The following is a 23,282-nucleotide window of genomic DNA, read 5'->3' on the forward strand; positions in this document are numbered from 1 at the left end:
CCTTTCATCAGGGCGTGCGAGGCCGTTGCCGCGCTGAGCGCGCGGCTTGGGCCGTCGATGGGATCGTGAAGAGCGCCGCGCGGCTTACGCGCGGTCGCTATAGGCGAGCTTGACGATGTGGTCGCGGATGTCGGTCGGCCAGTCCGCGATCAGGCCGGTGAAGCGCCGCCGGTCGTCCGCGAACAAGGCGCGTGAAGCTTCTTCGAACTGAGGCAGGTTGCCCGCCATGGTCGACATGAAGTGGTAGGCCGCATCGCGCGCCTGCCGCTCGCGGTCCTTGTCGCCGCTGGCGCGCCTCGCCTCATCCACGAGCTTGCGCAGCGCGACCGAGGCGCCGCCCGGTTGCGCGCCGAGCCACTCCCAGTGGCGCGGCAACAGCGTCACCTCGCGCGCGACCACGCCGAGCTTCGGTCGGCCGCGGCCGCGCGGCTCGCTCGGCGGTGCGGTCTCCCCGACCGGGGGCGGGACGAGCTTCGCCAGCCGTGCCAGCACCTCGCGGTCCCCGCCGCGCAGGTCGAAGTCGATCGAGCGGCCCGTGGCGTCCTCGAAGATGATGATGGGAGCGTCCGGCTGCGGCGCTACCCTTTTAACGACCAGCGCGACCTCGCCGGCCGGCCCGGATACCAGGCGACGCTGCCCTTGGAAGGCGGTGAAGGTCTTCTGCATTTGAAATCATTGCCATATTGACGACGGTGGGACGATTTAATACCCGGGTAAATTACGAACGTCAATATACCCGGGTGAAAATAACCGCACGACGGCTCGACATTGCGTCCTCGGGCTGGCACGAACGGCGCCGCCGACTGGCCACGCTAGCCCTGGGGACTTCGCCGATGCTGACCGTTCACCACCTCAACAATTCCCGCTCGCAGCGCGTGCTGTGGCTGCTCGAGGAGTTGGGCGTGCCCTACGAGATCGTGCGCTATCAGCGCCAGCCGGACATGCGCGCGCCGAAGGAGCTGCGCGCCATCCATCCGCTCGGCAAGTCCCCCGTCATCACCGACAACGGCAACACCATCGCCGAGTCGGGCGCGATCATCGAATATCTCGTCGCGACCTACGGCAACGGCCGGCTGGTCCCGCCGCCTGATACGCCGGAACGGCTGCGCTACACCTATTGGCTGCATTATGCCGAAGGGTCTGCGATGCAGCCGCTGCTGCTGAAGCTGCTGTTCACGCTGATGCCGAAGCGCGCTCCGGCGTTGCTGCGCCCGCTGGTGCGCAAGGTTTCGAACCAGGCGCTGACCACGCTGGTCAATCCGCAGCTCAAGCAGCACATGGATTATTGGGAAGGCGAGCTTGGCAAGAGCGAGTGGTTCGCCGGCAACGCGTTCACCGCAGCCGACATCCAGATGAGCTTCCCGCTGGAAGCCGCGCAGGCGCGCGGCGGGCTCGAGCAGGGCCATCCCAAGGCGATGGCCTTCCTCGAGCGCATCCACGCCCGGCCGGCCTATGCGCGCGCGCTGGAAAAAGGTGGGCCGTACCAGGTGGGACGGTAACTGTTTGCATCGTCATTCCCCGTTCGGCCCTGCGGGCCGCCCCGGGATGACAGCCGCGGTTAGTTCGGGTGCAGCACGCGCCCGCGCGTCTCCGGCAGCGCAAAGGCGGCGATGAAGAACAGGGTGTAAGCCACCACCGCGAAGATCGCGATCGCGTTCGCAAGCGACGTCGACGCCGATAGCGCGCCGACGAGGAACGGAAACAGTGCGCCGATCCCGCGGCCGAAATTGTAGCAGAAGCCCTGGCCGGAGCCGCGAAGCCGCGTCGGATAGAGCTCGGTCAGGAACGCGCCGATGCCGGAGAAATAGCCGGAGGCGAAAAATCCGAGCGGGAAACCGAGCACCCACAGGATCTCGTTGGTGAGCGGTAGCTGCGTGTAAAGCAGCACCACGGCTATGGCGCCGATCGAGAAGATCAGGAACAGATTGCGCCGCCCGATCCGATCGGCGAGCCAGGCGCCGGTGAGATAGCCGATGAAGGAGCCGATGATCAGGGTCGACAGATAGCCGGTCGAGCCGACGATCGACAGATGCCGCTCCTTGGTCAGGAATTGCGGCACCCAGAACGTGACGGCGTAGTAGCCGCCCTGGCAGCCCGTCGCCATCAGCGAAGCCAGGATCGTGGTCTTCAGGATCGGGCCGGAGAAGATTTCCCAGATCGCCGGGCGATCCCCGCTCGCGGCGTGCCTGGCGCGAGCCTCGGCCGCGATCTCCGGCTCGGTGACGGAGCGGCGGATGTAGAACACCAACAGTGCCGGCAGCGCGCCGATCACGAACATCCAGCGCCACGCCGTCTCCGGCGGCAAGACCGAGAACAGGATCGCCTGCGACAGCACGGCGAGGCCCCAGCCGACCGCCCAGCCCGACTGCACCGAACCGACCGCGCGGCCGCGATATTGCGGCCGGATTGCTTCACCCATGAGCACGGCGCCCGCGGCCCATTCGCCGCCGAAGCCGAGGCCGAGCACGGCGCGTGCGATCAGGAGCTGGTCGAAATTCTGCACGACAGCGCAGACCAGCGAGAAGAACGAGAACCAGATGATGGTGATCTGGAGCGTCCTCACCCGGCCGATATGGTCGGAGAGATAGCCGCCGAGCCAGCCGCCGATCGCGGACGCCAGCAGGGTCACCGTGCCGGCCAGGCCAGCGGAGGCCGCGTCGACCTTCCACAGCGCGATGATGGTGCCGATCACCAGCGGGTAGATCATGAAGTCCATGCCGTCGAGCGCCCAGCCCGCCGCGCAGGCCCAGAACGTCCGCCGCTCGGCGACGTTCATGTCCCGGTAGAAGGCAAGGAGGCTGGTGTCTTCGATCTCGGTGCGTTCGATGCGCTGGTTCGGATCGGTCGCGGTCATCTGCGTTTCCCCGGCAATTTCTTGGCCGCGGTGGTAGCACGCGTCGCGATGCACGCAAGCCTTGATGTACGCAAGCCTTGGAGCTGTCTTGGGGCTATGCAGGGATAGCGCTACTGCCCCGCCGCTTCTGCGCCCCGCGTGCGAAGGTCGGGCGCGCCAAGCGGCCCGTTGGCCGTCACGAGAATTGAATTGGCCGATGTCTGGCCCATCGGTTCGACGATGAGATGGCCCATCGCCTTCAGCTCCTTCAGAACATCGCCAGGAAAGCCGTTCTCGACACGTACCTCGTCCGGCAGCCATTGGTGGTGCAGCCGCGGCGCCGCGACAGCAGCGGCCACATCCATCTTGTAGTCGAGGACGTTCACGATCACCTGGAGCACCGTCGAGATGATGCGGCTGCCGCCGGGCGAGCCCGTCACCAGCACCGGCTTGCCGTCCTTCAGCACGATGGTCGGCGACATCGACGACAGCGGCCGCTTGCCCGGCCCGGGAAGATTGGCCTCGAAGCCGACGAGGCCATAGGCATTGGAGGCGCCGAAGGCGGCGGTGAAATCGTCGAGCTCGTTGTTGAGCAGCACGCCGGTGCCATCGGCAACGAGGCCGACGCCGTAGCTGAAGTTCAGCGTATAAGTGTTGCTGACGGCATTGCCGCGGGAATCGACGACAGAAAAATGCGTGGTGTTGCTGCCTTCGCGTGGCGAGGGAGCGGCGGAAGCCAGTTCATTCGATGGTGTGGCGCGTTCGGCAGAGATGCCGGAGCGCATCTTGGCCGCGTAGTCCTTCGCCGTCAGCGTTTCGATCGGCGCGTTGACGAAGGCGGGATCGCCGAGATAGCGCGCACGATCCGCGTAGGCGCGCTTCATGGCCTCGATCAGGAGATGCAGCGACGCCGGCGACCCCTGCTTCAGATCGGCGAGTTGAAAACCCTCGAGGATGTTGAGCGTCTCCACCAGCACGACGCCGCCGGACGAGGGCAGCGGCATCGACACGATGTCGTAGCCGCGATAGGTGCCGCGCACCGGCGCACGTATCACGGGCTGATAGGCTTTCAGATCGGCCGACGTCATGATGCCACCCGCGTCAGCCACGGCCTTGGCGAGCTTTTCCGCAACCGGCCCTTCATAGAAGCCGCGTGGCCCCTGTGCAGCGACAGCCGACAGCGTCTCGGCAAGATCGGCCTGTACCAGCCGGTCGCCTTCGCTGATCGGCGTGCCATCGGGCCGCGAGAAGATTTTGGCCGAAGAAGGCCAGCGTGCCAGCCGCCGGTGCCAGCCCGGCAGCGTATCGGCCATGTCGTCGCTGACGACGAAGCCATCGCGGGCGAGCGCGATCGCAGGCTCCAGCAACTGCGCCAGCGTGAACTGGCCCGAGCCGTATTTCTCCAGCGCCAGGGAAAGTCCGGCAACGGTGCCGGGCACGCCGACGCCCAGCGCGGAATCCCGCGACTTCGCCGTATCGGGCTTGCCGTCGGCGCCGAGGAAGATCTGTGGCGTGGTCGCTGCCGGCGCCGTCTCGCGAAAGTCGATCGTGATGTCTTCATTGCGATCGGCGGAATGGATCACCATGAAGCCGCCGCCGCCGATATTGCCGGCGCGCGGATAGGTCACGGCCATCGCAAAGCCGGTGGCGACCGCGGCATCGACCGCATTGCCGCCACGCCGCAGGATGTCTGCACCGACCTGTGCTGAGATCCTCTCCTGCGCCACCACCATGCCATGCTCGGCCGCGATGGCGCGCACGGTGTCGCGGGCGGGCGGAACATAGCCCTGCCGCGCATCCTGGGCGGTCGCAGGCGCGAGACCAAACGCGAGAGTGGTTATGACGGCGAAAACCGTCCGCCGAGTCGGATATGACGACATGATCAAATTTCCGCGGCGACTTCGGACCAGTTCACACGCCTCCCGGCAATGCTATACCGTTGCCCCGAGATCGGCAAAACTGTTCGTGATGAGGATTGCGTGATGACGACGATCGCCCCAGATGCGCGCATGGCCGGCGCGCCGCGGACTTATCCGCCGCGCGCCGCCGTCGTCAGCTGGATCTTCTTCGATTGGGCCGCGCAGCCCTATTTCACGCTGATCACGACCTTCGTGTTCGCGCCCTATTTCGCCACCAGCGTTGCGTCCAATCCCGCCACCGGCCAATCGCTGTGGGGATTTGCGATGGCGGCCGCAGGCCTTGCCATCGCACTGATGTCGCCGGTGCTTGGCGCCATCGCGGATGCTTCGGGCCGCAGGAAGCCGTGGATTGCGGGATTCGGCGCGGTGCTGGTGCTGGCTTCGTGCACGCTGTGGATCGGCAAGCCCGGCGATCAGGCCATCATTCCACCGCTGCTCACGGCGGTGGCGCTCGCCAGCGTCGGCGCGGAGTTCGCCACCGTCTTCAACAACGCGATGATGCCGACCCTGGTGCCGCCGGAGCGGATCGGTCGGCTTTCGGGCACCGGCTGGGCCACGGGTTACATTGGCGGCATCGTCAGCCTGATCATCGTGCTCGGCTTCCTCGCTGCAAATCCCGAGACCGGCCGTACGCTGCTCGGCCTCACGCCGCTGTTCGGGCTCGATCCGGCCAGTCATCAGGGCGATCGGATCGTCGGACCGCTGACGGCGGTGTGGTTCGTGATCTTCGTGATGCCGCTGTTCCTGTTCACGCCCGACTATCCGGCGAAGCGCCCGCTGCGCGAAGCGCTGCACGAAGGATTGTCGGAGCTGAAGCAATCGATCAGAAGCCTGCCCAGGCAGAAGTCGCTTGCGGCGTTCCTGCTCGCCAACATGATCTACACCGACGGTCTGGTGTCGCTGTTCGCCTTCGGCGGCATCTATGCCGCGGGTACGTTCGGCTGGCACACAATCCAGATCGGCACCTTCGGCATCATGCTCGCGATCACCGGTACAGTCGGCGCCTGGGTCGGCGGCAAGCTCGATGATCGTCTTGGGCCGAAGCGCGTCATTGCCGGCAGCATGCTTCTGCTGCTGTTATCCGTGGCGGCGATCCTTCTCGTCGACAAGGACAGCGTGTTGTTCGTGAAGGTCACGCCGCCCATGCCGGGCGCGCCCCTGTTCTCGAGCGCGGCTGAGCGCGCCTATCTCGTGCTGGGTTGTCTGATCGGCGCAGCCGGTGGCCCGCTGCAGGCTGCCTCACGCACGCTCTTGATCCGCCTCGCACCGAAAGACCGCATCGCGCAGTATTTCGGCCTGTTCGCACTGACCGGGAAGGTGACGTCCTTCATCGGACCACTCCTGATCGGCGTGATCACCGCGGCAACGGCAAGCCAGAAGGCCGGCATGGCCGTGCTGGTGGTGTTCTTCGTCGCGGGATTGGGGCTGTTGATGCGGGTGAAGGAGTAGCATCTCCGCGGTCATTCCGGGGCATCGCGGAGCGATGAACCCGGAATCTAGAGATTGTCGCGCGAGATTCCGGGTTCGCGCTGCGCGCGCCCCGGAATGACGGCAAAATCAATGCCTGAAGTGCCGCGTGCCCGTGAGCACCATGGCGATGCCGTGATCGTCGGCGGCCTTGATCACCTCGTCGTCGCGCATCGAGCCGCCCGGCTGCACCACGGCGGTCGCGCCGGCCTCGATGCAGGCGAGCATGCCGTCGGCGAACGGGAAGAACGCGTCCGAAGCCACCACCGAGCCCTTGGTGAGCGGCGCGGCGAGCTTCAGCTCGTTCGCAGCATCCTGGGCCTTGCGCGCCGCAATCCGCGCCGAATCCACCCGGCTCATCTGGCCCGCGCCGATGCCGACGGTGGCGAGATCCTTGGCGTAGATGATGGTGTTGGACTTGACGTGCTTGGCGACACGGAAGGCGAATTTGAGGTCGCGCATTTCCGCATCCGTCGGCGCGCGCTTGGTGACGACCTTGAACGTCATGTCGTCGACCACCGCGTTGTCGCGGCTCTGCACCAGCAGGCCGCCGGCGACCGTCTTTGCGGTGAGGCCCGGCGCGCGCGGATCAGGCAGGCTGCCGGCGAGCAACAGGCGGAGGTTCTTCTTGCCGCCGATGATGGCGATCGCCTCCTCGGTCGCGTCGGGGGCGATGATCACCTCGGTGAAGATCTTGGTGATCTCGCGCGCGGTATCGGCATCGAGCGCGCGGTTCATCGCGATGATGCCGCCGAACGCCGAGGTGGAGTCGCAGGCCAGTGCCCTGCGATAGGCTTCGACCAGGTTCGCGCCTTCTGCGACGCCGCAAGGGTTGGCGTGCTTGACGATGACGCAGGCCGCGGTGCGCTTGGCGTCGAATTCGCCGATGCATTCATAGGCCGCATCGGTGTCGTTGATGTTGTTGTAGGACAGCTCCTTGCCCTGGAGCTGCCGTGCCGTCGAGACGCCCGGGCGCTTGTCAGGGGTCGCGTAGAACGAAGCGGTCTGGTGCGGGTTCTCGCCGTAGCGCAGCGACTGGATCAGCTTGCCGCCGAAAGCGCGGAAGTCGGGCGCGTCGATCTCGAGCTGCCGGTTGAACCAGTTCGAGATCGCGGCATCGTAGGCCGCGGTGCGCGCGTAGGCCTTCGCGGCCAGCCGCCGGCGCAGCTTCAGCGTGGTTGCGCCCTTGTTGGCGGTGAGCTCGTCGAGCACGGCCTTGTAGTCATCTGCCTCGACCACGACGGCGACGTCGTCGTGGTTCTTCGCGGCGGCGCGGATCATCGCGGGGCCGCCGATGTCGATGTTCTCGATGCAATCCTCGAAGCCCGCGCCTTTGTCGACGGTCGCCTCGAACGGATAGAGATTGACGACGAGCAGGTCGATCGGCGCGATGCCGTGCGCCTTCATTGCCTCGGCATGCTCCTTGTTGTCGCGGATCGCGAGCAGGCCGCCATGGACTTTCGGATGCAGCGTCTTGACGCGGCCGTCCATCATCTCGGGGAAGCCGGTGAGGTCGGAAACGTCCTTCACCTTCAGACCCGCCGCGGCGATCGCTTTCGCAGTGCCGCCGGTCGAAACCAGCTCGACATCATGCGCGGCCAGCGCCTTGGCGAATTCGATCAGGCCGGTCTTGTCGGAAACGGAAAGCAGGGCGCGGGTCACGCGGCGGGGATGGTCAGTCATGAGCAAGATCCTCTGTCTTAAGGAGTGTCTATGCCCAGGCGCGCGGCAGCTATGTGTCGCGCTTCCCGATGGTGCTCCATCCAAGGTCGCCAGTCGCGCGAACGAGGGCTCGATAGCAGTTTTCGGCGTGCTTCACAACGTTCAGATGGTGCCGAATCCGCGCGTTTAAAGCGGAAGTTCCGGCTCTCGCCGGGCGTTGCGGCGGGCATTGGTGACGGTCGGCGACGCCGTGGAGCGGATGAAGCTCCAGCGGATCGAAGGGGCCTGCCGCGCATCCTGCCGGATCACGATCTGGGCGGTGCGGCGCGGGCCGTCATTGCCGGCCAGGAACACGCTGTCCTCAAGGTCCACCTTGTCGTCGAGCGCCTCGAAGGTCCAGACGTCGCGGTTCGGCAGCACCAGCATGACGCCGCGGGCGTCCGACAGCCGGCTCGCCTTCACCGCCGGATGCAGATGGAAGCGCAGCGCGAAATCGGCATCCGCGCCCTTGAAACGCCCGCCCTGCGGCGGCGACAGCGTGTCCTCGCCGTCGATGCGCGCGCCGTCATTGGCGATCATCAGAACGCGGCGGTGGATCGCGCCGAATTTGGCGAGATAGCCGTCATGCGAGGTCGTGAGCAGCGTGCCGTTCTGTACGACCTCGCGATAGCTCTCGACCTCGACCGGGCCGCTGGTGACGGGCGAGCCATGCAGCAGCCGCTTCATCGCCGACATCTCCACAAACTGGCATGAGGACGTCTCGTGATAGGTCAGCGTCGAATGCGCCGCCGTACTGCGCGCGAACGGACGCCAATTGTCGCGGCCCGTGGTCGGCATGCCGCAATTGGTGACGATGCGGCTGATGCCGGACGACAATTCGAACGACAGACAGCCGGCATGGGCGTCATGACTGACGCCGGCCGGCGGCGGCGGGCCGGTGTCGATGATCACGGTGGTCTGACCGGCATCGAGGCGCTGAAAACCGGTGTGCGGCATGTTCGCCATCGGCGCGCCGTGGGTGTCGTCATAGGCGAGCAGCGTAGCGAGCAGATCTGAAGACGTCGCACTCATGCCGTTGAACAGCGCGAAATTGCCGTCGCCGTGCCGGAAGAAGCGCAGCATCGGCATCATGCGGTCGATCGCGTTGAGCAGCGCCGGCGGCGGCGCGATGTTGCGCGCGGCAAAAGTCTGGCGCAGCGGCAAGAGGTCGATCAGGAGCTCGATCAGCGCGCCCGGATTGCGCGAGATGTGCCCGCCGTCGGGCAGGATCTGCCGCTGCAATTCGTCCGACAGTTTTTTCGAGGCGCTGCGGATGTGCCGTGCCTGATTGGCAAGGCAGAGCGTCGTGTAGCACAGTGCGATCAGCACCTGGAGCTTCGGCACCCCGTCCGGAATGTCGACCATGGTGTAGCGCAGGAAGCGGATCTCGCGTGCGAGCGCGCGCAAGTAACGGCGGTAGAATTTGTTGTCGGTCTCGCCCAGCACCAGCGGCGCCTGCGACAGCAGCGAGATCACGCGCCGGGCCAGCACGTCGGCGCGGCGCGCGACCGGACGACGCTTGTTGGCGGGATTGGCGATCCAATCCTCGATCAGCGCGCGCGCATTCGCCCGGGTCAGCGCAGTGTCGGCGGCGCGCAAATGGCGCAGCCAGCCGAAGCCGAGCAGCGCAACCTCCCAATCCTCCGACGGTGGCTCGAGATCGAAGATCGAGCGGCCGTGGCAATTGACGATCTTGCCGGCGAAGACGAAGCGGCCGGCATAGATCTCGGCGGCGCGGGTCGCATCCGCGGTGCGCAGGTCGTGCGGTGCGATGATCAGCCTGTCCGTGCGTCCCGGCCAGACCCGCGACAACGCAACAGAACCGCCGCTCGCGCGCGCGAGCATGTTCCGCGCGAAGCGGTTCATGACCAGCGTCGAGATACGTCTGCGTTGAGCGACCGACACGCCTTGCCTTGAAGGGGGAGAGGATTAGCGACGAATCCCTATTAATCCCAAAATCGACCGCCTGACACCACCCTGAACGGGACGAATCAGTGTCGGGGTTGCAAAAACCGGTGCAAAATCAGGATTTAACGAGCCGGCTTGCGAAGAACCCGTCGAGCCCGCCGAGCTTGGGATCGGCGTTCGGCAGATGGCAGGGCAGGGTACGCAGATCTCCGTCGGCGGTGATGATTTCGTCGAGATCCGCGACCTCCGAGGCCGTGATCGGGACGCGGCGAAGCGCGGGCTCGGCGGCCAGCAGCGTCGCCACGGCCTGCTCGCCTTCCTCGGGTTCCAGCGAGCAGGTGCAATAGATCAGCGTGCCGCCGGGCTTGAGCAGCGATACCGATTTTCGCAGCAGTTTTTGCTGGAGCGCGGACAGGGCGGTGATGTCCGATTCCTGCCGCAGCCAGGCCACATCGGGATGACGGCGTATCGTACCGGTCGAGGTGCAGGGGGCGTCGATCAAAATACCGTCGAAGCCCTCGGCGGGACCGGCCCATTCCACGGCGTCAGCGACGACGGTCTCGGCCTGGAGCGACAGCCGCGCCAGATTTTCGCGTAAGCGCGCCACTCGGGCGGGCGAGCGGTCGATCGCCGTGACATGCGCGCCGGCGTGCGCCAGTTGCGCGGTCTTGCCGCCGGGGGCCGCGCAGAGATCGGCGATGGACTTGCCCTTGACGTCGCCGAACAGCCGGGCCGGCAGCGCGGCGGCGGCGTCCTGCACCCACCATTGTCCCTCGGCGAAACCGGGCAGCATGGTCACCGAGCCGTGCAGCAGCATCCGCACCGTCCCGGTCGGCAGCGTCTCGCCATGCAGGCGGCTCGCCCATTGTGCGGCATCCGACTTCACGGTGAGATCCAGCGAAGGTTCGTGGCCGAGCGCCAGTGCCATCTCGCGCGCGGTCGCCTCGCCATAATACGCGCTCCAGCGCGCCAGCAGCCATGGCGGCAGGTCCAGCGACTGCGTGGCGACCTCCTCGACGAGCGCCTTGCCCTCGCGCGCGCAGCGGCGCAGCACGGCATTGACGAGGCCGGCATAGCGCGCCGCGCGCCGGTCGGATTGCACGAGGCGAACGGAGAGATCGACGGCCGCATGATCCGGCACGTCCATCCAGAGGATCTGCGCGGCGCCGATCAGGAGCGCGCTCTGCGCGCGGGGCGCATCGGAGGGAATGCCCTTGTCCAGCAGGCGGGACAGCACATGGCCGAGCGTGCCGAGCCGGCGCAGTACGGTGGCGACCAGGCGGCGCATCAGCGCGCGGTCGCGGTCCGCCAGCGTCTTCAGTGCGGGATGGGCGCCGCTGCCGTCGAGCTGATCGTCGAGCGTGCGGTGCTTGTGCAGCACGCCGTCGACGATGTCGGCGGCAATCCGTCGTGCCGCAAGGCCTGGCACTTCGGACGGAGGGGCGAAACGTTGAGATGGCATGCAAAAGCAAGGTTCTGAGCGAGCGGCAGTTCCGCCGCAATGGGCGCATGCCTTGAGAAAGCAATCTCTGGCACGCGAATATGCCAAATGTAAGAATAGCTTCCGTCTTTTTCAGCCCTTCGGGCCCGATTTCAGGAATGCGTTATTGGACGTCGCGCCGCAAGCCGTCCTGCGCTAGAAGACCGGACCATGAGTGACCAGCCTCCCGTTCCCGATCGCAAGCCGCTCTCGCCGGCCGCCCAGCGCGCGCTGGCCGAAGCCGAGGCGCGCCGGCAGGCTGCAGAGGCCGGGAGCGAGGCCAAGGCGAAGGAGCTGCAGGGCCCGAAGGGCCCCGAGCCCACCCGCTACGGCGACTGGGAGCGCAAGGGCATCGCCTCCGACTTCTGACCTGTCCGCCTCCGAACGCTATAGATAGTGATTGTCGCGGAGGTAACCGATGATGCGTTCGCAAGCCGCGTCGGTCGACAGCTCCGAGGTGTCGATGGTGATCTCCGGAGCTTGCGGTCGCTCATAGGGATCGTCGATGCCGGTGAACGCCGGCAGTTCCCCCGCCCGCGCCTTCCGATAGAGCCCCTTGGGATCGCGACGTTCGCATTCGGCGAGCGGGGTCGCGACGTGGATCTCGATGAACTCGCCCGTCTCGACCCGCTGACGTGCCTGCTCGCGCTCGCTGCGGTACGGCGAGATCAGCGCGACCAGCGCGATCATGCCGGCGTTGACGAACAACGCGGCGATCTCCGCGGCGCGACGGACGTTTTCCGCCCTGTCCGCGTTGGAGAAGCCGAGGTCCCGGTTGATGCCGTGGCGAAGATTGTCGCCGTCGAGCAACGTGGCGTGACGTCCGAGCTCGGCAAGCCTGCGGTCGACGAGATCGGCGATCGTGGATTTGCCGGCGCCGCTCAGCCCCGTGAACCAGAGCACGCAGGGCCGTTGCTGCTTCAGCCGCGCCCGCACGGATTTGTCGACGGCCAGCCGCTGCCAGTGAATGTTGGTGGCGCGCCGGAGCGAAACGTCGATCATTCCCGCCGCGGCGGTGCGGTGGCTGATCGGATCGATGAGAATGAAGCTGCCCATGTCGCGATTGTCGCGATAGGTCTCGAATACCAGCGCCCGGTCGAGGCTGAGATGGGCGTAGCCGATCTGGTTGGCATCGAGCGTCGCGGCGCTTTCCTGCGCCATGGTGTCGATGGCGATGCGGTGCTTGAGCGTCGTGATCACCGCGCCGGTCGAGGCCGTGCCGCATTTGAGCATATAGCGCCGGCCTGCAACCATAGCCTCATCGTCGAACCAGACCAGATGCGCCGCAAGCTGATCCGAGACCTGCGGTGCGGCTCCTGCCGTCAGCACGTCGCCACGGCTGACGTCGATCTCGTCAGTCAATGTGAGCGTGACCGATTCGCCGGCCGCAGCGCGATCGCGCTCGCCGCCGGGCGAGAGAATGCGTGCGACGCGCGTCCGACGGCCCGAGGGCTGCACCGCGATGGTCTCGCCGGTCGCAATTGTCCCGCTGGCGATCCGGCCGCAGAAGCCGCGAAACTCCGCGTTCGGCCGGTTGACCCACTGCACCGGCAGCCGGAACGGCCGCTGCGAGACATCGCCGGAAACGTCGACCGATTCCAGATAGGCGGTGACGGTCGGCCCGGTGTACCAGGGCATCCGCGTGCTCGGAGCGACGATGTTGTCGCCGTCGGGCGCCACGACCGGGATGCACTGGACCTCCGAGATTCCGAGCTGTCCGGCCATCGTGAGATATTCGGCCGTGATGGCCGCGAAGCGATCCCCGTCGAATCCGATCAGATCCATCTTGTTCACGGCGAGCACGACGTGACGGATACCGAGCAACGACAGGATGTGGCTGTGGCGCCGCGTCTGCGTGATCACGCCCTTGCGGGCATCGACCAGCACCACGGCGAGTTCGGCGTTGGACGCACCAGTCGCCATGTTGCGGGTATATTGCGCGTGTCCCGGCGTGTCGGTGACGATGAAGCGGCGCAGCTTGGTGGCAAAAAAACGATAGGCGACGTCGATCGTGATGCCCTGCTCGCGTTCCGCCTGCAAGCCGTCGACCAGCAGCGCGAAATCGAGATCGCCGCCGGTGGTGCCGGCGGTCTTGCTCTCGGACGCGAGCGCGTCGAGCTGGTCGTCGAGCAGCGTCTTGGAATCGTAGAGCAGGCGGCCGACCAGCGTGCTCTTGCCGTCGTCGACGCTGCCGCAGGTGACGAAACGCAGCGTCGGACGATCATCCTGATCCAGCCGCGGCGCATCGGACGCGGCGATCGTGGGGGCCTCGTGATAGGACATCAGAAGTAGCCTTCCGCCTTTTTGCGCTCCATCGATGCGGGACTGTCCCGGTCGATCATGCGTCCCTGCCGTTCGGAGGTGCGTGAGGCCATCATCTCCCGCACGATCTCGGGCAGCGTTGCCGCGGTCGAGACCGTGGCGCCGCTGAGCGGATAGCAGCCCAGGGTGCGAAACCTGACGGAGCGCATATGCGGCTCTTCGCCGGCAAGCAGCGGCATCCGGTCGTCGTCTACCATGATCAGCGCGCCGTCGCGCTCGACCACCGGGCGCGAGGCGGCCAGATAGAGCGGAACGATCGGGATGTTCTCGGCGAGGATGTAGTCCCAGACGTCGAGCTCGGTCCAGTTCGACAGCGGAAACACCCGCATGCCCTCGCCGGGCGCGAGCATCGTGTTGTACAGGCTCCACAGCTCCGGCCGCTGGTTCTTCGGATCCCAGCGATGCGCCGCGCTCCGGTGCGAGAACACGCGCTCCTTGGCGCGCGATTTCTCCTCGTCGCGCCGCGCGCCTCCGATCGCGGCGTCGAAGCCGTGAAGGTCGAGCGCCTGCCGCAAGGCCTGCGTCTTCATGACGTCGGTGTAGCGGGCCGAGCCGTGGGTGAAGGGATCGATGCCCTGGCGCAATCCGTCATCGTTGGTATGGACGATCAGGTCGAGGCCGAGCTCGTGCGCGCGGCGGTCGCGAAATGCGATCATCTCGCGAAATTTCCAGGTCGTGTCGACGTGCAGCAGGGGGAACGGCGGCTTGCCGGGATGAAATGCCTTCATCGCCAGATGCAGCAGCACCGAGGAGTCCTTGCCGATCGAATAGAGCATCACCGGCTTGCGAAACTCGGCCGCGGTTTCGCGCAGGATGTGGATGCTCTCCGCTTCCAGGCGCCGGAGATGGCTGGTGGCGCTGCGGTGCGCCGGGGCCTCGTCCGGCGCGTCGTGTGCCGGCGGGGCCTCCATGACGATCTGTCCGGTCATGCGGCGGTGCCCATGCAGTCGCCGAACAGGTGCGTGGCGGTATCGGTATCGAGCGAGAGATCGCCAACGCAGCCTGCAACCGAAGCGCGATAGACGTCATTGACGCCGCAATACTCGAGAGCGTCCAGCACCGTCTGGCTCAGCGAGGACGTCACGCGGCGTTGGTAGCGGTAGGCTGTATCGGAGGTATGCAGATTGGGGACGTCGTAGATGATCGCCTCACTGGGCCATATAACTCGTGCGTTATCCGCTTGGTCCGGTCCTTTCTCCCGCCAGCACGTCACCGCCTTTTCGGCAAAGCTGTTCGAAAGACCGAGCCGGTCGAAGAGGATGCGCACCGACGATACGGGCTCCTTGCTCACTTCATACACGTAACGGGTGACCGGAATGCCGTGTCGCTTGGCATAAGTCTCCACCCGCGCGGCGTTGAGCGCGGCGGCAACGTAATTGTGGACCAGCGTTTTTTCAGAAACGCGGTCCGACCATTTTTCGATCCACGACGCCAGTGAACTCGCCGGTTCGCGATCGAGCATGATGCAATGGAGCCGGTGTCGCGGATAGCCCGCATCAATCAATATCTGTAGGGGATTGAACAGACATTCCGCGAGCACATAGGGGCCCATCGTCTCCTTGCTGAAGATATTCGGGCTATTGCTTGCTGATGGCACGATCCAAGGTCTCGATGAGTTGCCCACCATTGCATCGCGCAGGATGGCCTTCACCGGCTGGTAGTATGAGGGCATTCCCATCGTGCCAAACAGGTTGGTCAGCGCCGTCGACCCGACTCGGCATTTTCCCCATGCGAAATGCAGCATCGGAAAATCGTGCGCCGGCCGCTGCCGAAAGCTTGCGGAAAGGCACTCAGTGACTTCCCGCATCAAAGTCTCGAGACTGACTGTTCTGGTTTGGAATTCGCCAACTGGCGAGAGCGGCATGACGTCGAGCGAGCTGTGCTGCTGGCGTATCAGATCGGCCATTCGTTGCAGGGAATCGGCGAAGACCTGGTTGTTGTTCATGCTGGGGCTCCCTGGAACAGATACCGCTGGCGACGATGATCGCGCTTTTCGGGGCTCGCCTACCTATAGTTGTTTTCTGATTGTCGTCAAACCCGTGATTTACCGGGGTTGCGACGGGCGAGCATCGACGCGATGCTCGCCACTTCGCCGTAAATCAAATCAGGCCGCGCGCACCGTCTCGAGGAACTTCTCGACCTCGGCTTTCAGGAGCCCGCTCTCGCTGGAGAGCGAGCGCGCCGATGACAGCACCTGTCCGGACGCAGCGCCGGTGGCGCTGGCGCCCTGGCTGACCTGAGCGATCTTGTCCGCAACTTCGACGGTTCCCTTCGCTGCCTCGTTGACATTGCGCGCGATCTCGGCCGTCGCAGCACCCTGCTCTTCAATGGTTGCAGCGATGGTCGTCGAGATGTCCGAGATCCTGGCGATGGTGGCGCTGATCTCCTTGATCGCGCCAACGGAGTCTTGCGTCGCGCTCTGCATGCCGGCGATCTGCGCGCCGATTTCCTCCGTGGCCTTCGCGGTTTGTGCCGCGAGGGCCTTGACCTCGCTGGCGACCACGGCGAAGCCGCGGCCGGACTCGCCGGCGCGAGCCGCCTCGATCGTGGCGTTCAGCGCCAGCAGGTTGGTCTGCTCCGCAATCGCGGTGATCAACTTGACGACGTCGCCGATCCGGCCCGCAGCCTTGAGCAATTCGTTGATCTGCGCGTCGGTGCGCTCGGCCTGCCTCACCGCTTCGCCGGCGATGCGGCTGGAATCGTGCACCTGCCGGCCGATCTCGACCACCGACGTGCTCATCTCTTCTGCGGCGGAAGCCACAGCGCCGACATTGGTGGAGGCCTCTTCGGAAGCTGCGGCCACCATCCCGGAGAGTTGCTGCGTCTCCTCTGCCGTCCCCGACAGCGTGCCGGCGGCGGATTCGAGTTGCTTGGAGGCTGACGATACCGAGTTGATGATGCTGCCGACCGCGGCTTCGAACGAACCGGCGAGTTTAATCATCTCATCCTTGCGCCGGGCGGCGGCTGCGGCCTCCAGATCCTTCTGCTCGGCTTCCATCTGCTCGATGCGGATCAGATTGTCCTTGAAGGTACGGGCCGCACGGGCGTTGTCACCGATTTCGTCGCCACGGGTCGTGAAGGGAATCTCGATGGTCTTGTTGCCGTCGGCGAGCTGCAGCAGCACACCGCCGATATGCCGGATCGGTCGGGCGATGTTCAATACCGCGAAGATTGCGGAACCGATCAGCGCCAATATGACGGCCACGCCGATTATGAGCGCCAAATTGGCGGTAGAATCCAATTCCTCCAGCACCTGGCTCTTACGCTTGGCCGAGTATTCGTTGGCGATGTCCACCCCTTTGTCGATGGCAGCGTTGACTTGCGCAGCCGCCGGGAACGTACGCTCGTTAAGAACGCGGGCCTTCGCCGCTTCCGCCTCGGCCCCTCCATTGGCGCCAATGACGCGCTTTTGCGCCTCCGCAAGCTCTATGGCGCTGGTCAGATAGGCATCCACTGCTTGCCGGGCCGCCTGATAGGCATCCTTTGTAAACTGCTGCTTGGCCCGATCGCGCGCGGCATCAATCTCCGTGTCGGCTTTGGTCACGTTGGCGCGGAGAACCTGAAGGAGCTCATCGATTCTTGCGACTGACTGCGCGGACGCGATCTCAAGAGCGGTTGTCTGCGCCCGCGCTATCGCTGTCTGCGCCGACTGCGCATTGCCCTTGTTGAGATAGTTGAGAATCAACAAGCCGTTGGATGCGACAATCGACCGATTGCCCAGCGTCTGATTGACCAGCATGCCACCGACCAGCAGGATGCTGATCGCTGAGACGATGCCCAGCTTTGTACCGATACGAAATTTGAAGGATGCCATCGTGAACCCCGTCCCAGCAAATACCCTTGCCAGTTGGCAACCAAAAATTGAAATTCGCGTAAACGAATTGCAGCTTTATGCAAAGTAGGCAGGGAAGATTTTTACATCTGGTAGTAGAATTACGGGGTCGCGCTGCTTCAGCCAATCTTGATCACCCGAAACGAGGCTGGTGACGGCGATGATAGCGCGTTCAGTGCGTGGATGCGCCGCAAACAGCAAGCCGCGCGGCATCAATTCCGTCAGCGGTCCACGACCATTTGTGGTGGCGAGCGAAACGTGGCTGCAGAGATCGGAAACGTCTTCGTTCAGCGTGCGAATGCAGTCATACCGGTTTTGCGAACTTTGATCCGCCACGCTAGTGGAGCGGATTTGGCGCCTAACCGCGAGCCATCTGTCGCAATTCCCTGATCCGAATCCGTAGCTTGCTAGGTTCCGCTCCGCGCCCGGCGCCATTCCGACGGCGGGATGAATCTACTTAGGCGGGTATAGGCATCGAATGTCGTTGACACATCTTAAGATAGCAATAGCCTGTGAACAGGTGAAAGAATCTTGAGCGGAGCCGGACGACCAGTTCCATACGCCGCGCCCCCGAGTGCTCACACGATTGGAACTTATGATTTGAATCGCCGGTACGGATCTTACCGCCGGCAACGTTATGAGAATTTCGGCTTAGCGTCGGTCTCCGAGACGATGCCAACACCCGAACGGAAAGTGAAATCAACCATAGCACCCGGACTTCCGCCGATGTCGACAGCCACGAAACCTGCCCATTCCTTTCACAACCCACTGTTCTCCAGTATTACGCATGTCAGACTGCTCGCACGAGTCGATCGCACCATGGCCGTTGCGCGCGCCATCGAACGGCTCATCCGACCCGGAATGCGCGTGCTCGACGCCGGCTGCGGTACCGGGCTCATGTCGTTCCTCGCTGCGAAGGCGGGCGCTTCTGAGGTCGTTGCGATCGATCGCGAGAACGTGGAGCTCGCGCGCGCCCTAGCCGAGGAGAATGGTCTTTCAAACAAGATCCGCTTCGTCGAAGGCGATCTCACAACCCAGTCGCGCGACACGCTCAATGGTGGCTTCGATGCCATTATCGCCTTCGTCTATACGAATCATCTCGTTGTCGACGAGGCTCGCTCGACGCTCGTTTACGCTTTGCGCGAGCAATTCGGTGGGCCGAATTGCATCATCATACCGGACCGGGTTCGCTATTCCGGTGTTGCTTGTGAATGGCCCGGTGCCGACGCCGGTACCGAACTAGATGATCTGCGCCGCACTATTTCCGATATGGAGAAGCGGTATCAGCTTAGCTTGACGACGCTGTTCGAGACGGCACGCATGGAGTTGCAACACACGATGGCGCGCCCGCGCATCAGCGCTGACTACGAATGGTCTCCATCGTGGGGAAGTGGAGGCTATCGTTATCTGCGCGGCGCATTCCGCAAACTGAGCAGAGAAAGCCAGGTTGCCGACATCAACTACGCTGCTGAGACGCAAACGGCACCTTATCCAGGCGAGTTGAGCCTGGACCTTGTCGCTCCGGGCTTATGCAATGCCATCCTTTGGACACAAGAACTCTGGTCCGACAGCCATCTGCTATGGACGGCAGAGCATATGAGCACTCTAGCCACGGCCGTCACCCTCGAAGCTGGCGATCGGCTCGTGGTAAAGCTCGATGCAGCTTGGCGTAAAACCAACTCGATCGGAGATGCAGCGCGCGTTGAGCGGGTGAGTTAATCGACAACGGGAGCGTTGCGGCTGCCTTATCCGCCGCGCTTGGGATAGCGTTCTCTGCATAGGTGGAATTTACGACCGATTACGATCCGGACGGGGCGCGCGTTGGCAGCAGGCCGCGCGTCCGACCGTACCTTGCCGTCATCCCCGACTCAGCCCTAGCATCGGTTGATGCGTTTCCAGGATCGCCCCAATGCTTATCGGCCGCGGTTTGGCGGCTCGCCATTCGGCCGTCGCTTTGCCGGACTGGTGCCGTGGGTGTTCGTGATCGGGCTTGTCGTGTCGGTCGTGCTCACATTCCCGCACGGCACGAACAGGTCGGTTCCGCATCTGGGAGACGAGCACGCGCAGGACGCTGAGATCATCCTCCAGCACTCAGCCAATCCCGACGATCGCCTGCCGATCGATGTCGTCCGCACCATCGACGGCGACACGTTCCTTGCGCGTGTTCGCCAGCGCGACGGGCGAGATCTTGTCGTACGTGTCCGGCTGCGCGGCATCGATGCGCCCGAACTGAAGGCGTCCTGCCAGGAGGAGCTGGACAAGGCGGAAGCCGCGGCCCGCGCCTTGCGCGATCTGCTCGGCCAGGGCGGCGTGACCATCACCAATCTCGGTCCCGAAAAATACGGTCGCGTTCTCGCCGACGTCGCGACGCGGCGGACCGCAAATGTTTCAGCCGCGCTGCTCGCGGGCGGTTATGCGCGAAGCTACAATGGGGGTCATCGCGACGGCTGGTGCGCACGCGGCTGGCGCTTCTGGTAACAAAAAGGCCGCGTCCGAAGACACGGCCCTTTTTGGTCTCGCCTGAGCGCGACGATCAGCGCGTCACGACCACCGTCGTGCCCACGGAGACGCGGCCGTAGAGATCCGTGATGTCGTCGTTGAGCATGCGGATGCAGCCGTAGGAGACGAAGCCGCCGATCGAGCCCGGCACGTTGGTGCCGTGAATGGCATATTCGCCGCCGGCCAGCGTCATCGCCGCAACGCCCATCGGGTTGCGTGGCGAGCCGCCCGGAATCATGTCGGGAATGCTCGGCTTGTCGCGCTTGACCTCGGCCGGCGGTGCCCAGGCCGGGTTGCGATATTTCCCGTCGATGCGCGTGGTGCCGGCCCACTGCTTGCCGGCCTTGCCGACGCCGACCGGATAGCGCACGGCGTGGCCGTTATCGAGGATGAGATAGAGCCGGCGCTCGCTGGTTTTGACCACGATGGTGCCCGGCGAATAGTCGGCCAGGTGCGCGCCCACCATCTCCGGCCGGGCCTCTGCCGCCGTCGACGTCAAGATCCCCACCCCGATGGTGGCAGCCAGCGCCACCGCAACCCTCATCGACATCGATTTTCCCCTTGCCCCAAACGGATCGTCCAAAATTACGCAGAACCCGGCAATCGCTGCCGCCAGGTCCCTTGCAAGTCCTTGTTAGGGGACATTCTTAACCGCGCCCGTTAACCGGATGGTTTCCACGCGCGGCCACCGAGGGCCAGCCAGCAGGGGGAACAAAGGAAATGTTCGAAATAAAGTAAATGACCTGAAAACAACACTCGGAGGGAAAGATGCGGGCGCGGCCCTGCGCCCGCTGACAAGGGCGTGAGGTGTGAACGGCTGTTGGTCTGGGGAACGAGCGCGAAATGCCGTCACGTGTCCCGGACAAGGCGCGGCACGAAGGGACACGGCGCGGAGCCGGGCCCCAGCTGGCGATACGTCATGCCGATCGATGGGCCCCGGCTCTGCAGCGCACCGCTGAAGGAGCGCTGCGCTGCGTCCGGGGCACGAGATCGGAGCCTTCTTACGCCGGCTTCCGGTTTTGCCGGTTCTGGACGAGATCGTCGACCACGGCGGGATCGGCCAGAGTCGAGGTATCGCCCAGGCTGCCCGGCTCGTCCTCCGCGATCTTGCGCAGGATGCGGCGCATGATCTTGCCGGAGCGGGTCTTTGGCAGGCCCGGCGCAAACTGGATCTGGTCGGGGGAAGCGATCGGACCGATCTCCTTGCGCACCCAGGTGACGAGCTCCTTGCGCAGATCCTCGGTGGGCTGCACGCCGGCCATGAGAGTGACATAGGCGTAGATGCCCTGCCCCTTGATGTCGTGCGGGAAACCGACGACCGCGGCTTCCGACACCTTCTCATGTGCAACCAGCGCGCTCTCGACTTCCGCGGTGCCCATGCGGTGGCCGGACACGTTGATGACGTCGTCGACCCGGCCGGTGATCCAGTAATAGCCGTCGGCATCGCGCCGGCAGCCGTCGCCGGTGAAGTACTTGCCCTTGTAGGTCGAGAAGTAGGTCTGCTCGAAGCGGGCGTGGTCGCCATAGACCGTACGCATCTGGCCGGGCCAGGAGCGGGTCAGGCAGAGATTGCCTGATGTCTCACCCTCCAGCACCTTGCCGTCGGCATCGACGATCTCAGGGACGACACCGAAGAACGGCTGCGTCGCCGAGCCCGGCTTGAGCTTGGTCGCGCCCGGCAGCGGCGTGATCAGGATGCCGCCGGTCTCGGTCTGCCACCAGGTGTCGACGATCGGGCAGCGGTCGTCGCCGACGACGCGGTGATACCATTCCCAGGCTTCCGGATTGATGGGCTCGCCGACCGAGCCGAGCAGGCGGAGCGAGGCGCGCGAGGTCTTCTTCACCGGCTCGTCGCCGCCCTGCATCAGAGCACGGATCGCGGTCGGCGCGGTGTAGAAGATGTTGACCTTGTGCTTGTCGATGACGCTCCAGAAGCGCGAATTATCCGGGTAATTCGGCACGCCTTCGAACATCAGCGTGGTCGCGCCGTTGGCCAGCGGCCCGTAGAGAATGTAGCTGTGGCCCGTGACCCAGCCGACGTCGGCGGTGCACCAGTAGATGTCGCCGTCGTGATAGTCGAAGACATAATGATGCGTCATCGAGGCGAACACGAGATAGCCGCCGGAGGTGTGCAGCACGCCCTTGGGCTGGCCTGTCGAGCCCGATGTGTAGAGGATGAACAGCGGATCCTCGGCGTGCATGTGCTCGACCGGGCATTCCGTCGTCACCATCGCCGCCGCGTCATGATACCAGAGGTCGCGCGTCGGGTTCATGTCGACCTTGCCGCCGGTGCGCTTGACCACGACGACCCAGTCGACGCCGTCGGCCTTGGCGAGTGCCGCGTCGACATTGGCCTTCAGCGGCACCTTCTTGCCGCCGCGCAGGCCTTCGTCCGCGGTGATGATGACCTTGGATTTGCAGTCATTGATGCGCTGCGCGAGGCTGTCCGGCGAGAAGCCCGCGAACACCACCGAGTGGATCGCGCCGATCCGCGCGCAGGCCAGCATCGCGTAGGCGGCCTCGGGGATCATCGGCAGGTAGATGGTGACGCGGTCGCCCTTCTTGACGTTGCGGGTGCGCAGGATGTTGGCCATCCGGCAGACCTCGTCGTGCAGCTCCTGATAGGTGATGTGCTTCGACTGCGAGGGATCGTCGCCTTCCCAGATGATCGCGGTCTGGTTGGCGCGCTTGGCGAGGTGCCGGTCGATGCAATTGTAGGCGACGTTGAGGATGCCGTCCTCGAACCATTTGATCGAGATGTTGCCGGGTGCAAAGGAGACGTTCTCGATCTTCGTCGGCGCGTGCATCCAGTCGATGCGCTTGGCCTGCTCCGCCCAGAAACCGTTCGGGTCCGAGATCGAGCGAGCATACATTTCCTGGTACTTGGCCTGGTCGACCCAGGCGCGCTTCGCCCATTCCGCGGGGACATCGTAGATCTTCTCGGACATGCTTTCCCTCCACATACGGCAGGCCGAACGCTAGCGACTGGCGAGCCGACTTGATCATTGACTGATTATGCGTCGGGCTAACCGGACCCGACAAGGAGCACAAGCTGGACCTTCGGCGGGCGCTCCACCATGCGGAGGATCAAGGCCGCCCGCTGCGACTGTCGCAGTTCTGAAACAAGCGCGCGGGCGGCTTCGGGAGGCTCTTCCGGGATCTGCGGAATAGCTGGCGCAAGGCCCTCACGCACCGGAGGAGGTATTTAGAAACCGTCTCACTGATTCGGGACTCGCAATCCGGTTCGGAACACCCTAAATGGCCAACCCGGGTCCGGAGAGACCCCTCGGAACAAAAATCAGAACAGCGGCATTGACCGGT

Annotated in this window: 18 protein-coding genes and 1 riboswitch; of the genes, 5 read left to right on the forward strand and 13 right to left on the reverse strand. The window is 64.7% G+C overall.

Annotated elements, in window-relative coordinates; translation table 11 throughout:
• Positions 1-84: 84 nt before the first annotated feature.
• A complete protein-coding gene (locus tag CO669_RS14785; RefSeq protein WP_097660532.1) occupies positions 85-666 on the reverse strand; it encodes a DUF2239 family protein in 582 nt (193 codons plus the stop codon).
• 167 nt (positions 667-833) lie between these two features.
• Between CO669_RS14785 and CO669_RS14790 the strand changes: the two genes are divergently transcribed.
• The gene (locus tag CO669_RS14790) at positions 834-1,499 is read left to right on the forward strand and encodes a glutathione S-transferase family protein (RefSeq protein ID WP_097660533.1); all 666 of its coding nucleotides are present in this window, start codon (positions 834-836) and stop codon (positions 1,497-1,499) included.
• A 59-nt stretch (positions 1,500-1,558) separates the two neighbouring features.
• Here the strand turns inward: CO669_RS14790 and CO669_RS14795 are convergent, their stop codons facing one another.
• Together CO669_RS14795 and ggt are read right to left on the reverse strand one after the other, a co-directional pair.
• Positions 1,559-2,854 carry an MFS transporter gene (locus CO669_RS14795; protein WP_097660534.1) on the reverse strand — a complete coding sequence of 432 codons (1,296 nt, stop codon included), beginning with the start codon at positions 2,852-2,854 and terminating at the stop codon, positions 1,559-1,561.
• A 110-nt stretch (positions 2,855-2,964) separates the two neighbouring features.
• A complete protein-coding gene (gene ggt, locus CO669_RS14800) occupies positions 2,965-4,713 on the reverse strand; it encodes a gamma-glutamyltransferase (RefSeq protein ID WP_198964024.1) in 1,749 nt (582 codons plus the stop codon).
• 102 nt (positions 4,714-4,815) lie between these two features.
• Between ggt and CO669_RS14805 the strand changes: the two genes are divergently transcribed.
• Positions 4,816-6,201 carry an MFS transporter gene (locus tag CO669_RS14805; RefSeq protein ID WP_097660535.1) on the forward strand — a complete coding sequence of 462 codons (1,386 nt, stop codon included), beginning with the start codon at positions 4,816-4,818 and terminating at the stop codon, positions 6,199-6,201.
• A gap of 108 nt (positions 6,202-6,309) precedes the next feature.
• On the opposite strand, the gene purH is transcribed toward CO669_RS14805, so the two are convergent.
• From purH to CO669_RS14820, 3 genes are all read right to left on the reverse strand, one after another.
• On the reverse strand, positions 6,310-7,902 hold the full coding sequence (gene purH, locus CO669_RS14810) for a bifunctional phosphoribosylaminoimidazolecarboxamide formyltransferase/IMP cyclohydrolase (protein WP_097660536.1): 1,593 nt from the start codon (positions 7,900-7,902) through the stop codon (positions 6,310-6,312).
• A 25-nt stretch (positions 7,903-7,927) separates the two neighbouring features.
• Positions 7,928-8,009: riboswitch (ZMP/ZTP riboswitch) on the reverse strand.
• Between the two features lie 58 nt (positions 8,010-8,067).
• Positions 8,068-9,786, reverse strand: a complete 1,719-nt coding sequence (locus CO669_RS14815) for a heparinase II/III family protein (RefSeq protein ID WP_198964025.1) — start codon at positions 9,784-9,786, stop codon at positions 8,068-8,070.
• Between the two features lie 157 nt (positions 9,787-9,943).
• Positions 9,944-11,290, reverse strand: coding sequence for an RsmB/NOP family class I SAM-dependent RNA methyltransferase (locus CO669_RS14820; protein ID WP_097660538.1), 1,347 nt, complete (start codon positions 11,288-11,290; stop codon positions 9,944-9,946).
• A gap of 189 nt (positions 11,291-11,479) precedes the next feature.
• On the opposite strand from CO669_RS14820, the gene CO669_RS14825 reads away from it, so the two are divergent.
• On the forward strand, positions 11,480-11,677 hold the full coding sequence (locus CO669_RS14825; protein WP_097660539.1) for a DUF1674 domain-containing protein: 198 nt from the start codon (positions 11,480-11,482) through the stop codon (positions 11,675-11,677).
• 18 nt (positions 11,678-11,695) lie between these two features.
• Here the strand turns inward: CO669_RS14825 and cysN are convergent, their stop codons facing one another.
• The 5 genes from cysN to CO669_RS35005 form a co-directional block, all read right to left on the reverse strand.
• Complete coding sequence (cysN, locus tag CO669_RS14830) at positions 11,696-13,591, reverse strand: sulfate adenylyltransferase subunit CysN (protein ID WP_097660540.1); 1,896 nt, start codon at positions 13,589-13,591, stop codon at positions 11,696-11,698.
• Positions 13,591-14,541, reverse strand: a complete 951-nt coding sequence (cysD, locus tag CO669_RS14835; protein ID WP_097660719.1) for a sulfate adenylyltransferase subunit CysD — start codon at positions 14,539-14,541, stop codon at positions 13,591-13,593. Before cysD ends, cysN begins: the two co-directional genes overlap by 1 nt.
• A 14-nt stretch (positions 14,542-14,555) precedes the next feature.
• Positions 14,556-15,575, reverse strand: a complete 1,020-nt coding sequence (locus tag CO669_RS14840) for a sulfotransferase family protein (protein WP_097660541.1) — start codon at positions 15,573-15,575, stop codon at positions 14,556-14,558.
• A gap of 159 nt (positions 15,576-15,734) precedes the next feature.
• Positions 15,735-17,444 (reverse strand): methyl-accepting chemotaxis protein, encoded by a 1,710-nt coding sequence (locus tag CO669_RS14845; RefSeq protein WP_097660542.1) that lies wholly within the window; start codon positions 17,442-17,444, stop codon positions 15,735-15,737.
• A gap of 75 nt (positions 17,445-17,519) precedes the next feature.
• On the reverse strand, positions 17,520-17,798 hold the full coding sequence (locus tag CO669_RS35005; protein WP_143278669.1) for a hypothetical protein: 279 nt from the start codon (positions 17,796-17,798) through the stop codon (positions 17,520-17,522).
• 390 nt (positions 17,799-18,188) lie between these two features.
• Here CO669_RS35005 and CO669_RS14850 point away from each other — a divergent pair, with 390 nt between their 5' ends.
• Both CO669_RS14850 and CO669_RS14855 read left to right on the forward strand, forming a co-directional pair.
• Entirely contained in the window at positions 18,189-19,181 is a 993-nt protein-coding gene (locus CO669_RS14850; RefSeq protein ID WP_158228769.1) for a methyltransferase domain-containing protein, read from the forward strand.
• 168 nt (positions 19,182-19,349) lie between these two features.
• On the forward strand, positions 19,350-19,940 hold the full coding sequence (locus tag CO669_RS14855; RefSeq protein ID WP_097660544.1) for a thermonuclease family protein: 591 nt from the start codon (positions 19,350-19,352) through the stop codon (positions 19,938-19,940).
• Between the two features lie 55 nt (positions 19,941-19,995).
• Here CO669_RS14855 and CO669_RS14860 read toward each other — a convergent pair whose 3' ends face one another.
• Positions 19,996-20,511 (reverse strand): L,D-transpeptidase, encoded by a 516-nt coding sequence (locus CO669_RS14860; protein ID WP_097660545.1) that lies wholly within the window; start codon positions 20,509-20,511, stop codon positions 19,996-19,998.
• A 451-nt stretch (positions 20,512-20,962) separates the two neighbouring features.
• Positions 20,963-22,909 (reverse strand): acetate--CoA ligase, encoded by a 1,947-nt coding sequence (gene acs / locus CO669_RS14865; protein WP_097660546.1) that lies wholly within the window; start codon positions 22,907-22,909, stop codon positions 20,963-20,965.
• Positions 22,910-23,282: the final 373 nt, after the last annotated feature.

The sequence above is a fragment of the Bradyrhizobium sp. Y36 genome, from assembly GCF_002531575.1.
Classification (GTDB): Bacteria; Pseudomonadota; Alphaproteobacteria; order Rhizobiales; family Xanthobacteraceae; genus Bradyrhizobium.